A 12,414-nucleotide genomic window follows, 5' to 3' on the forward strand; every position below is an offset into this window, starting at 1 on the left:
TGCAATATTAGGATGAGAATTTTTTATACAATACCTGTTTTTGTATTGCTTGGCATTTTATTTCACGCTGCAAGTGCCGAAGTATACATACCTGACAATGAATATGCAGGATACTTTGATCATGATGGAATCTATGTTGTGTATGGTTCTGTGAAAAATACTGACAACCAGACCGTTCTTGCAAAAGTCCAGATTACGGTAAATAATGGAAATGCTACATTTTCAGAATCGCGCATCCTTCCTGCGATATATCCATTAAAGGACATGCCATTCAAATTCAAGTTTCCTCAGATAACCAGCGGGAAGCCTCTTTTGCAAAAACCCCAAGTTTCATTCATTCTTACCAATAGCAATCCCCTGAACATAGAGGTAAACTATGACAAAACTCTTGTGAAATATCCTGATGGTCACCTGACTGGATTTATCACAAATACTGGCAATGATACGGTAAACAACATTGATGTCTATGCATTGGTACACGACAAGAACAATAACTATCTTGATGAGGTGGAAAACACCTGGACCATACCAAGCCTAAGCCCTGGAAACAAGACGGAGTTTGTCATGTATCCTGATCCAGCAGTTGCAAAACAGGTATACTATTACAGTTGTTTCATTCCAGGAGCTGACAGCTCTGTAGAAATGTCAGCGCCATGGAAAGACAAGACATTTTATTTTAGCGTCCTCTCAATTGTCTATTTTACCAACCAAAACTTTGATGAGAACAACAATTCAATCTCTTTTGATGCGGCAAATCCTTGGCAGATACCATATTATGCCAACTTTATGTTTCCCAGCAGGTCAAGTGCTGGAGACTTTACGGTATCAATAGATGGCAACCAGATCAATCCCTTGATTAGCAAGGACAATGATACACAAAATTGGCATGTTGCATTCAATGTAGGCTATGGCCAGCACAAGGTGACGATTTCAGGCTTTGATCCAAATTATGTTCCAAACACTGATGAATATTTTTATCTTGATGAAAAATCTGCGTTAATTGCCTGGGCTGGCTTTTCAACGTTTACCATATCTGATTCCAAGCTTCTAGATGTACTTGGAATTCAGGGTAGCTATGTTCCACCATGGGTGAAAAACACTGTAAGTTTCATGATATACAACAATATTCCTTCAGACGATGTTGTCCATGAAATAAAATATCTAAAGCAGGTTGGAGTAGTAAAATAGCTATATTCCTTTTTCGTTGAGAATCAGTGCAAGTATAGCTGCACGCGTTTCCTTGCCATATTGAGCTTGTTTGAAATATTTTGCCTGTGGAGTTGAATCAAATTTGTGGGAGATTTCGTCCAGGCGTGGCAACGGATGCATCACTATAACATCTTCTTTCATCTTTTTGAGCAACTCCAGCCCGATCTTGTAGCTGCCCTTTACTTTGACATACTCTTCCATGTCAGCAAACCTTTCCTTTTGGATTCTTGTTACATATACAACATCGAGGTCGTCCAGACTTTCTTCCAGGTCTGTTGTTTCCGTATACGAGAGCCTTTTTCTTATCTCATACGTAGAGTCTGCTCGTATCTTCAAGGCTGGAGGGGATATCAATCGAACATCCACCTTGTAGTTGCTCAGTGCATACAAGAGCGAGTAGACTGTTCTTCCATATTTTAGGTCTCCAACAATTCCAATCTTCAGACCGTCAATTCGTTTCTTTTCCTTTCTGATTGTATAGAGATCAAGTATTGCCTGAGTTGGATGCTCTTCGGTTCCACTGCCAGCATTGATAAGCGGTGTTTCTGACACTTCGGCTGCAAATCTGCTTGACCCATCAAGCTGGTGCCGCAAAACAACCACGTCAGAATATAGCGACATTATCCTAACTGTGTCAGCAAGGCTCTCACCCTTTTTTGCAGAAGAGGAGGAAGCATCAGCTATGCCAATGGAGGTACCCCCTATGGAGGCCATTGCAGACTCGAAGCTTAATCGTGTTCTGGTACTTGGCTCAAAGAAAAGATAACCGAGAGTTTTTCCTCGTGCAAGCTCCCTTCTTTCATTTTGATTCATGCCAATTATTTTATCGGTAGCTTGGAAAACTTCCTCAAACTTTTGTTTATCAAAATCACGTACCGAGACAATATCTTTTTGGAAAAAAGTATTGCTCATCGTAGTTCACTGTTATATATGAGTAGTACAAAAACTATTCCAATGTCAGAATCAGACCTAATCGTTCGAAAAATCAAAAATGGAACTGTCATTGATCATGTTGAAGCTGGAAAAGGTCTCAAGGTACTCAGTGCACTGGGGATAGATGGAAAGGACGGCAATGTAATTACAATAGCACTCAATGTTCCAAGCTCAAAGGTTGCAAAAAAAGATGTCATAAAGGTCGAAAATAGATTTCTGCAAGACTCTGACACCAACAAGCTTGCGCTCATTGCCCCAAAGGCAACTGTAAACATAATCAAGGAATACAAATTGGTAGAGAAGAGGCGCGTGACGTTGCCAAATGAGATAGAGCGAATTTTCAAGTGTTCAAATCCTGATTGTATCTCAAATAGCGATGAGGAGATAGAACCGGTGATGGACGTGGTGGACAAGACCGGGCTTGTTCTAAGATGCAGGTTTTGTACTAGAATACTGGATGTTAACGAATTAAAGTACTATTAATTTTGTAGATGGTTCTAAAACCTATACCAATGGCACGCATTGCCGTGCTTGGATTGAGAAAAGAAAGACAAACCGTAGTCTCAATTCTCCATGATCTAAACGCAGTTCAACTCGAACCGCTCTCAAAAGATGTTGCAGCACTGCTGCGAAACGAACGAGACGATGATACGTACAGACAAGTTTCAGACCAGCTCCTAAGGATGAAGGCCCTGAAGACTGTATTGCCTCCAATATCGGCAACACAATGCCAAAGGTTTGGCTCTGTAGGACAGCTCTTGGAGGGGACAAAATCTATTGACATAGACTCTAAGGTTGCATCATTAGAAAGAGAAAAGGACGCACTCCTGACACAATTCAAAGAAACTGAAAACCACATGAAATTAGTTGAAGAGTTTTCGTTTTTCCCTGAAGATTTCAATGTGCTGCAACTTTCATCTGCCCATTCTTATTTTGGAAGAGTGGATCAAAAGAACACTGCAGGCTTCAAACAAGCGTTAAATGTACACGGCCAAGATGTCTTCCTGTACTCAAAGGAAGAAAAAGACACAACACGAATTATTTTGGTCACTTTTCCAAACTTTCCTCCGCATGCATTATCTACTGTAATCCAAGAATACAGTGTCAAACTTGAGGCCGTACCAAAACTAAAGGGGAAGGCGGCAGAGCTAAGCCAGAGCCTAAAGAACAAACAAAATGAAATTACACAAAAAATAAATGAAATTGATAAACAACTGGCAGAAATTTCAAAGGATAATTATGTAAATATCATATGTCTTGAAGAACAACTGGAAATTGAGAACAAGAAACTCGAAGTTGTTGACAACCTTGGTGTTACTTCAGATTCCTTTGCACTGGAAGGATGGATACCAAAATCAAAGGTAAGCCAATTAAAGGATAGTTTTAACCAGCATTCAAACGGAACACTGCTTTTTGAGCTAGAAACAGACGAGAACCCACCCACCCTATTTGGCAATCCAAAGAGATTCCGACTGTTTGAGGCCTTTATCAGGTTCTATTCTCTGCCATCAGGAAAAGAATTTGATCCCACGCTAATCTTTGGAACTCTCTTTCCAATATTCTATGGATTGATGATAGGCGACTTTGGTTATGGCCTTGTCATACTGCTTGTTTGCCGGTGGGTAATTCGAAGAGTAGAGGGAGGAAAGAGGAACTTTAACATCATGCCCACGCCACTGCGTAAGTTTGCATTAACCATACTCAAACCGCGACAAATGGTAAAGCTGGCAAAGGCCATGACACCTGGTGCAATTATTGCAATGGGATTAGGATTTGTGTTTAACTTGTACTTTGGATTCCATCCCAACGTATACCTTTTCAGCTATCTCAATACTGCACTTGGAATGCACTTGCCCGCAAGCGGCGCATTCTTTGATCCTATCACTGGACTGCGAAAACTATTGCTCATATCTGGATACATTGGATTGGGCATGGTCACATTTGGGTTAATCCTTGGAATACTCAACACCATAAGAGAAGGAGAGAAGAAACACGCAATAGGCAAGGCCGGCTGGCTGCTCTTTGGATGGGGTGTAGTCCTTACTGGATTGGCACTATTACACCACCAGCATGTCAACCCAATTCATCACATAGAGGGAGTTGGATATGTTGGCCTGATGCTTGCTGGAATTGGACTCATGTTCTACGGCGAAGGTGTAAGGGCAATCATGGAGCTGCCGTCGATTGTGAGCCATATCCTGTCATATACCAGACTTGTTGGAATTTTGCTTGCATCTGTAATTCTTGCTGATGTGATTGACTTTATCTTCATCAAGACCCTGCATCACTCGATACCATTTGTTATACTTGGAGTCATTATCGTTTTCATTGGACACATATTCAATATCATAATTGGAGTGTTTGAGCCAGGAATACAGGGAGCAAGATTAGTCTATGTGGAATTTTTCTCCAAATTCTATCACGGCAACGGAAAACCGTTTAGGCCATTTGGAACAGCAAGAAAGTATACCTATGATCAGTACGAGCTAAAGGCAAAAGAATAGATCTATACCCCTTTTAGCAAAATATCGATTATTTCTTGTACAGTTTGTGTGTCAATTTTAGCGGAAACTGTTTTTGATTTAGTAGTTGCATCGTTGACTATCTTTTCGGTTTCTGTTGTGGCTTTTTTTCTTGATTGGTCCACATTTGATCCCACTAGTTTTTCGCCATCAGTCTTTGCAGTAGTGATTGTTTTGGATACATAACTTTCAAAATTTCTAAATTCTTCTGAAACTTGTTTTTTGCGCTCGTCTATCTGTATTTGCGTCCTATCCTCTGCTTCTTTTATCTGCTTGAGTGAATGGACGTATTTTTCTGCAGTCGACATTTTATACTCCTAGAAAGTGCCTTCCTGCGTATAATGCTAGAGCGACTGTTCCAAAGATATTTCCGAACTTGAAAGCCCTCATTATCAGATATAATTTTCTCTGTTCTGCGTTCTTGAAGCTAGGCAACTATCTCTTTCTCCTTTTTGAGTTGGGCTTCCTGCTCTCTTTCTCCCATCTTTCGCTTGACTGTCTTTAGCATTATGAAAGTATCACGTTCCATCTCATCTAATCTAAAAGTGATAAACTTGACTGCAGCTTGCAATCTTGGTATGAATACATTCTCAATTGCGTTTGATTTACGCTTTGTTTTTTCTATTTCGAGCAAAAGTTTTCGTAATGCTGTTTCCTTTTCTGCCACCTCAAGTACCATCTTGTGGACATTTTGGAAAGCCTTTATTGCTTCATTAATTGATGGCGGCAACTCTAGCAAGTGTTCTGTAAGGGACTGATCATTTTGTCCTCCGCCAATTTTTGGAATTTTAACGCCCATTACATTTTTTGAAGTAATTTGTAATTTGTTAAGCTGAGGAATCTTCATTGCTTCATTTTCCAGCCTCATTGAACCTGCTAGCATTTCTGCCATAATTATGCTCTGATAGCCCTTGATGAGCTCTGCCTGCAAGGCAGTTCTCATAGAGGCTGCAGTTTTGCTGGTATTGAAAAATTCTAAAATTAGAGCCTGTCTTTTTAGTTTCAGTAACTTTAGGCCCTTTTGTGCCATCTTTATTCTTCTTTTTGTGCGTATGTATTCAAGACGAGTAGGCCGGATGTTAGTTACTGATGGCAACCCTACTTTCCACCTGGACTGGTCCTCTTTCTGTATTTCTCGATAAATTCAGGCTTGATACGATTCAATTCAGAGTCTGAAAGTTCATCGAGCAATTCCCAACCAATATCCAAAGTCTGTTCAATGGAGCGATTTTCATCCATTCCTTGATTGACAAATTTTCTTTCAAAGCTGTTAGCTACCCTTAGGAACTTTCTGTCAAGATCACTTAATGCTTCTTCACCCACAATAGCCGCAAGTGATCTTGCATCCTTTCCTTGTGCATAGCTAGAATAGAGTTGGTCTGCAAGACTTCGATGATCTTCTCTTGTCCTTCCTTTTCCAATTCCCTGATTCATCAAACGCGAAAGGCTGGTCAAGACATCTACTGGAGGATGTATGTCTCCTCTATGAAGATCTCTGCTCATGACAATCTGTCCTTCAGTAATGTAACCAGTAAGGTCTGGAATTGGATGAGTGATATCATCTGCTGGCATGGTTAGAATTGGAATCTGTGTAACAGAGCCGTTTCTGCCCTTGATCTTTCCTGCTCTTTCATAGAGAGATGCCAAGTCAGTGTACATGTAGCCTGGATATCCTCTTCTGCCAGGAACTTCTTCTCTTGCAGCTGAAATTTCTCTTAATGCTTCACAATAGTTTGTCATATCAGTCATTATGACTAGCACGTGCATGTCTCTTTCATATGCAAGATATTCTGCTGTAGTTAATGCAAGTCTTGGAGTAAGCAAACGCTCCATTGATGGATCTGATGACAAGTTTAGGAAAAGTGAGGTTCTGCCAAGTGCACCACTTTCTTCAAATTGTTTTACGAAAAAGTTTGCTTCTTCGCTTGTAATTCCCATTGCTGCAAAGACTACTGAGAAATTCTCAGATGTATTAAGAACTTTGGCCTGTCTTGCAATTTGCGCTGCAAGCAAGTTGTGAGGAAGACCTGCGCCGGAGAAAACTGGAAGCTTCTGACCTCTTACAAGCGTATTCATTGCATCTATGTTAGACATACCGGTTTGAATGAACTCAGATGGTTCTTCTCTTGAATATGGGTTGATACCAGAGCCGACCAAGTCGACTTTGTGTTTTGAGACTATCTTGGGACCATTGTCTCTTGGATTTCCTAGTCCATCAAAGACTCTGCCAAGCATGTCATCTGATACTGAAATCTGGGCAGTCTCTCCAAGGAACTTTACTGATGTTCCATTGGTGTTCAATCCCATAGTTGAGCCAAATACCTGAACTACTGCAAGTCCTTGTCTTGTATCGAGAACCTGTCCTTGTCTTCTTTCTCCGTTTACAAGTTTTATTTCCACCATTTCACCATAAGATGCATTATCCACTCCTTGTACAAACATCAGCGGACCTGCAATCTTGTCAATTGTCTTGTATGATATGGTAGACATCTAGCGTGTAACCTCCACTAGGAGACTGTCAAACTCTTGCTGCATTTTGTTTTTAAAGTCCTTGACTAGCTGTTCGACCTGATCCTCTTTTGTCCATTTTATTTTTGATATCATCTTTCTTGATTCTAATGTTCCTATCTTTGAAGATGTAACTCCTTTCTTGATTGCCTCTGTTTCCATTTTACCAAATTCTATGATTGCAGCTAGCATCAGGAATTGTTTCCTAATTGATGTGTATGTATCCACATCGTCATAGGCGCTTTGTTGTAGATAGTCTTCTCGGATTGCTCGTGCGGTATCAAGAACTCCCTTTTCGGGTTCTGGTAATGCATCGTAACCGACAAGTTGGACAATTTCTTGCAACTCGGATTCTCTCTGCAAGATTTCAAGTGCTTCCTTTCTTAACGCAGTCCATTCAGCTGCAACATTCTTCTTGTACCAATCACCCATGTCATCTGCATATAATGAATAACTTGTAAGCCAGTTAATTGATGGGAAGTGTCTTCTTGATGCCAAGCTTGCGTCAAGTGCCCAGAAAACTCTAGTTACTCTAAGTGTGTTCTGAGATACTGGTTCTGAAAAGTCTCCACCTGGAGGTGATACTGCGCCGACAAGCGTGAGAGAGCCGACACGCTCTTCTGGAGAGATAACAATTGCCTTACCTCCTCTTTCATAAAATTCTGCTAGCCTTCTACCAAGATAAGCTGGATATCCTTCTTCACCTGGCATCTCTTCCAGTCTACCTGAAATTTCTCTTAATGCCTCGGCCCATCTGGAAGTACTGTCTGCCATCAAGGCAACGCCATAACCCATGTCACGGTAGTATTCACCCATTGTAATTCCGGTGTAGATACTTGCCTCTCTTGCTGCGACTGGCATGTTAGAAGTATTAGCTACAAGAATGGTACGCTCCATCAATGGTCGTTTTGATTTTGGATCTTCGAGTTTTGGAAAAGTTGAAAGAACTTCGGTCATTTCATTTCCTCTCTCACCACAACCTACATACACGATAACATTGCTGTCTGCCCACTTTGCAAGCTGCTGTTGAGTTACTGTCTTTCCACTTCCAAATGGACCTGGAATTGCAGCTGTTCCGCCCTTTGCAACAGGGAAGAATGTATCAAGTACTCTTTGACCGGTAAGCAGTGGTTCCTCTGGCGGCAGTTTTCTTAGAACTGGTCTTGGAGTTCTTACGGTCCACCAGCTTGAAAGGCCGATATCTGTTTTGGCACTGTTTTGTACAGTTGCAACAATATCATTAACTGTAAACTTGCCTTCTGAAATTTCTGACAATTGGCCCTCAACATTGAATGGTACCATAATTTTGTGCATGATAAGCGGAGTTTCTTGGACTTGGCCAATTATTTCACCAGGAGACACAGTATCTCCTTTTTTCTTTAATGGAACAAAGTCCCATTTTTTGGTTTGATCAAGAGCTGGAATGACTTTTCCTCTACTGATAAAGTCACCACTTTGTTCTCTTAGAACATCAAGCGGTCTTTGAATTCCGTCATAAATCGAAGTAAGCAGACCTGGACCAAGCTGCATTGAAAGTGGCCTTTTTGTGTTGGTTACCTTCTCGCCTGGACGTAGACCTGTAGTATCTTCATAAACCTGTACTGTTGCCTTGTTTCCTTCTAATCTGATTATTTCACCGACTAGTCCCATCTCACCGATGCGGACGACGTCGAACATCTGTGCTCCCTCAAGTCCACTAGCAATTACTACCGGACCCGAAATTCTTGAGATTATTCCATCAACCATTTATTATCATCAACTTGTGGGGATACTTATTCCTAACACTCTCTTTGCCAGTGCCGCAATCGACTCTTCTTGAATGTTTCCTTCCATGGCCGGCATGAACAGAACTAATGGTTCTATTGACGCCTCGATCTTTTTCCTAAAGACTGCCGGGAGGGCATTTCGTACGGCATCGCTTGCAATAATTAGACTAAATTTTCCAGAGTGGTACAGGTCTTGGATAGTTTTGCTTGCCTCTTCACCGCTTACTACAAAGGTATCCTCGATTCCAATAAGCCTGTATCCTATGACAAGCTCACGCTCTCCTGCTACTGCGATCTTTCCACTGGATTGGGTTTTTTGTGTAGACATTATCTCACTCTATTAGTAATAACGAGTTGATGTGCTCGGCTGAGAGGTTATAGCGCTTGCCATATGCAATTCTTTTGATATTTTCACGCTCTTGTTCCATTTTAAGAATAAAGTAGAAAATTGTTCCAATTGATAATGCAATATTTTTCAATTTGTTCACATATTCGGAATTTATGAATTTATCCAAAGCAACTTCAAAATCAATTAGACTTTTTGATTTCTTGTATAGAGCAAGTGCGTTAACCAACATAAAGCGATTCTCGATTCTTCCTACGATTTCCGGCACGTCCTTTGCGTTATAGATCTCCAAGAGTTCATTTTTCGAGATCTTTCCTCCATCTATAATGTGTCTGCCAAGTATATCTTTGTCAAGGTTAGATTCTTTTGCCTTCAGAAGACTTAGGACATTCTTTTTGTCTATCTCTGTTCTAAAGAGATCGCGAATCATGCCCTCATCACCCTGGAAGAACTTGAGTGATTCCAAAAGATTATGATAGTAATGAGTCTGTAGTGCAGACATCATAGGACCTTGGTTTCCTGTCTTTTGATATGTCTCAAGATGCTGCATCAACATGGTACCATAGTTGTACTTGACTAGTTGATTTACAACTCCCTCTACATTGTTCTGTGAAAGTATAACCTTAATCTCATCGTGAGGAATATTTCCTGCCGAGATTCCGGCTGGAACGTTTCTGCTTGATACCAAAAATGATTCTACCTCCGTGATTGGTCTGCCCATGATTTTTGAAGACAAAATTAGTTCTATATTGTAAATATCCCACTTGGACAGATATGCTCGCACTGCAGACTTGCCATTAAATGGCGTTGCCTCTAGTGCAATCTTGTTAACAAGTACTAGGTGTCTGTTTAATGCGACCTCCAAGAGATCTGTATCTTTGAATAAAGTTGCCGCCTTTTCAATTTCTGGGCCATACCAGGTTGATTCTAAAATCTTTACCATCTCCCCTTCGTCTTTTGCTTTCATTAGATTCTGTATTGCCTCTTTTGAGAGGAGGTTCAGGGAAAATGCTTGTAAACGGCCAAAGGATGATGCATACTGCGATGTCGGCAACTACATTCGCTCCGAAAGGAAACTTTTGATCTGGTCTTCGTTGGTTCTTAGCAATTCTTCAAAAGTAAGATCAAGTTCTTTTGTTCCTTCCTTGTTTTCTACAACTATGCCGCCTAGAGTTTTAATGATCTTGTCCACTGTTACACCCATATCCTTCAATACGGATTTGTCCTCATCGCGGCAGTGAACAACAATATTTTGTCCGAGTTTTTTCTTTGCGCTGTTCACCATGGTTTCAAGAGCTTTTTTGTATTGCGGACTCTTGGTATAATTTTCAACTTCTTTTTGGATGACATCAAATGCAGATTGCATGTTTGCATTTATGGCATCAAACATGATCTTTTTTGCCTGGAGTTTTCCTGCTTCAATTATCCTGGCATATTCTCTTTCTGACTTTACCTTTGCTTCATTTGCAAACTTTTCTTGAATCTCTTTAACAGTAATATTCAATTCTGTTTGAAGTTTAGATTTTTTTTCTGCTAGGTCCTTATCGAGACTATCAATCTCCCTTTTCTTTCTATTCTCTATCTCAAGGAGGAAAGTCTCTATGCTCATTACTGAAAACCACTACAGGATACCTAGCAGTAATATTATTCCCAATACGAATCCGATGATCCATAATGTTTCTGGAATGACAAAGAAGAATAGTACCTGACCAAACTTCTCTGGTTTTTCTGCAATGATACCCATGCCGGCAGCACCAATACCTTGTTGTGCATTACCGGTACCTATCAAACCGCCTGCAATTGCAATAGCTGCAGCAATAGCAAGTAATGGTTTAGTCAAACCACTGCTTGTTGTAGTAGTGTCTGCAGCAAATGCAGAATGAGTTGTAAAGAAGGTCGATAATCCGATTGTCAATCCAGTCATTATGATAATAAGCGATAATTTGGAACGCTTGTTCAACACCATCAGTAATGGCTCATTTGGCGTGGATATATTAATCTAATTCTTATAAAGCCTCACTAGATTTTTTCAAAAAATAGGAAAATCCTTGGTGCGATCATCGTACGTTGTATTTGCTGTATTGCAATATCTAGAAACCTGTTAATCTTCAACTGGAAGATCTAATCTGTTTCCCCATTCGCCCCAAGAGCCAAGATATACCTTTACGTTTTTGAAGCCGAGCATTTTTAGTGCCACAAATGAGTTTGCTGCCCTATAGCCTCCCTGACAATAAGTTATGATCTCGTCATTTTTTGAAAATTTGTATAGCTTTGCAAGTTCCTTTAGCGATTTCATGGTGCCATCTTTGTTGATGTTCAATGTCCAATCAGTGCTGACGGAATTTGGTATGTGACCCTTTCTTGCTGCACGCATGACTTTTCCTTCGTATTCCTCTTTTGTTCTTGCATCAACTAGTTTTGTCTTGCCAAGGTTTTTCTTGATGTATTCAAAACCAGCTAGAATTTTCTTGTTGGTTTTGCCAGAGAACTTGGCCGGGATGAAACCATTGGTCGTGGTTTCAACAGGCAGCCCAAGGCTCTGCCACTTTCTGAAATCCGCCATTTAGCATGGATGCATGCGGGTGTGAAAAATACATCAAGAGCCAGACCCCACGGGATGCACTCATACCTGCAACATCATCGTAAAACACAACGGTCTTTTGCTTTGTTACACCCATGAATGAAAAGAGGTTTCTCATCTGCTTTTCAAATGACTTGATGCCGTCCTGTGTTGTGTCAAGCCAGTGATAGTAAAACAGATCAATGTTTACTGCACCCGGAATATGTCCTTCTGAGTATTCTTTGTAAGATCTGCAATCAACTAGAACCAAGTTGGGTTTTTGTATTATTTTTACAAGTTCTTCTGGAGACTTTAACATGAAAACTCTACGACCATCCAATGTAAATTCATTTCACAATCTTACATCAGCTGGCAATACATGGAAACATGGAAAATTTGTCATATTTGTTGAAATTTCTATGCAATCAAATTATGCATTATAACTAGAAAAGTCATAATTTGTTACAATTCTTTCAAAATTGTAAATTCTTATATCCATGTAAAGTATGATACTATCACAAAATGAGAATCTTAAATCATAAATATGTTAATTCTAAATTTTTGGCATAC

14 protein-coding genes are annotated in these 12,414 nt (G+C 40.3%); 3 read left to right on the forward strand and 11 right to left on the reverse strand.

The window, feature by feature from the left end; all coding sequences use genetic code 11:
* Nucleotides 1–12: 12 nt before the first annotated feature.
* Nucleotides 13–1,188: an FxLYD domain-containing protein gene (locus DYY67_RS08435; RefSeq protein ID WP_166392445.1), complete on the forward strand. Its 1,176-nt coding sequence runs from the start codon at nucleotides 13–15 to the stop codon at nucleotides 1,186–1,188.
* Here the strand turns inward: DYY67_RS08435 and pyrB are convergent, their stop codons facing one another.
* The gene (pyrB, locus tag DYY67_RS08440) at nucleotides 1,189–2,121 is read right to left on the reverse strand and encodes an aspartate carbamoyltransferase (protein ID WP_166392447.1); all 933 of its coding nucleotides are present in this window, start codon (nucleotides 2,119–2,121) and stop codon (nucleotides 1,189–1,191) included. It abuts the gene before it with no gap.
* A 42-nt stretch (nucleotides 2,122–2,163) separates the two neighbouring features.
* On the opposite strand from pyrB, the gene pyrI reads away from it, so the two are divergent.
* Entirely contained in the window at nucleotides 2,164–2,625 is a 462-nt protein-coding gene (pyrI, locus tag DYY67_RS08445) for an aspartate carbamoyltransferase regulatory subunit (protein ID WP_166392449.1), read from the forward strand.
* A 29-nt stretch (nucleotides 2,626–2,654) separates the two neighbouring features.
* Nucleotides 2,655–4,646 (forward strand): V-type ATP synthase subunit I, encoded by a 1,992-nt coding sequence (locus DYY67_RS08450; protein WP_166392451.1) that lies wholly within the window; start codon nucleotides 2,655–2,657, stop codon nucleotides 4,644–4,646.
* Nucleotides 4,647–4,648: 2 nt separating this feature from the next.
* Here DYY67_RS08450 and DYY67_RS08455 read toward each other — a convergent pair whose 3' ends face one another.
* The 10 genes from DYY67_RS08455 to DYY67_RS11685 form a co-directional block, all read right to left on the reverse strand.
* Nucleotides 4,649–4,972, reverse strand: coding sequence for a hypothetical protein (locus tag DYY67_RS08455; RefSeq protein ID WP_166392453.1), 324 nt, complete (start codon nucleotides 4,970–4,972; stop codon nucleotides 4,649–4,651).
* A 119-nt stretch (nucleotides 4,973–5,091) separates the two neighbouring features.
* Entirely contained in the window at nucleotides 5,092–5,760 is a 669-nt protein-coding gene (locus tag DYY67_RS08460) for a V-type ATP synthase subunit D (protein ID WP_166392455.1), read from the reverse strand.
* Nucleotides 5,761–5,762: 2 nt separating this feature from the next.
* Complete coding sequence (locus DYY67_RS08465) at nucleotides 5,763–7,154, reverse strand: V-type ATP synthase subunit B (RefSeq protein ID WP_166392457.1); 1,392 nt, start codon at nucleotides 7,152–7,154, stop codon at nucleotides 5,763–5,765.
* The gene (locus tag DYY67_RS08470; protein ID WP_166392459.1) at nucleotides 7,155–8,918 is read right to left on the reverse strand and encodes a V-type ATP synthase subunit A; all 1,764 of its coding nucleotides are present in this window, start codon (nucleotides 8,916–8,918) and stop codon (nucleotides 7,155–7,157) included.
* A gap of 9 nt (nucleotides 8,919–8,927) precedes the next feature.
* Complete coding sequence (locus DYY67_RS08475) at nucleotides 8,928–9,266, reverse strand: V-type ATP synthase subunit F (protein WP_166392461.1); 339 nt, start codon at nucleotides 9,264–9,266, stop codon at nucleotides 8,928–8,930.
* A gap of 4 nt (nucleotides 9,267–9,270) precedes the next feature.
* Nucleotides 9,271–10,338 carry a V-type ATPase subunit gene (locus tag DYY67_RS08480; RefSeq protein WP_166392463.1) on the reverse strand — a complete coding sequence of 356 codons (1,068 nt, stop codon included), beginning with the start codon at nucleotides 10,336–10,338 and terminating at the stop codon, nucleotides 9,271–9,273.
* Nucleotides 10,339–10,893 carry a V-type ATP synthase subunit E gene (locus tag DYY67_RS08485; protein ID WP_166392464.1) on the reverse strand — a complete coding sequence of 185 codons (555 nt, stop codon included), beginning with the start codon at nucleotides 10,891–10,893 and terminating at the stop codon, nucleotides 10,339–10,341.
* Between the two features lie 12 nt (nucleotides 10,894–10,905).
* Nucleotides 10,906–11,250, reverse strand: coding sequence for a F0F1 ATP synthase subunit C (locus tag DYY67_RS11080; RefSeq protein WP_255493061.1), 345 nt, complete (start codon nucleotides 11,248–11,250; stop codon nucleotides 10,906–10,908).
* Between the two features lie 135 nt (nucleotides 11,251–11,385).
* Nucleotides 11,386–11,847 carry a sulfurtransferase gene (locus DYY67_RS11680; RefSeq protein WP_320416025.1) on the reverse strand — a complete coding sequence of 154 codons (462 nt, stop codon included), beginning with the start codon at nucleotides 11,845–11,847 and terminating at the stop codon, nucleotides 11,386–11,388.
* A complete protein-coding gene (locus tag DYY67_RS11685; RefSeq protein WP_320416026.1) occupies nucleotides 11,804–12,163 on the reverse strand; it encodes a sulfurtransferase in 360 nt (119 codons plus the stop codon). The genes DYY67_RS11680 and DYY67_RS11685 overlap by 44 nt, the downstream gene beginning before the upstream one ends.
* Nucleotides 12,164–12,414 lie beyond the last annotated feature (251 nt).

The sequence above is a fragment of the Candidatus Nitrosotalea sp. TS genome (assembly GCF_011319465.1).
Classification (GTDB): domain Archaea; phylum Thermoproteota; class Nitrososphaeria; order Nitrososphaerales; family Nitrosopumilaceae; genus Nitrosotalea.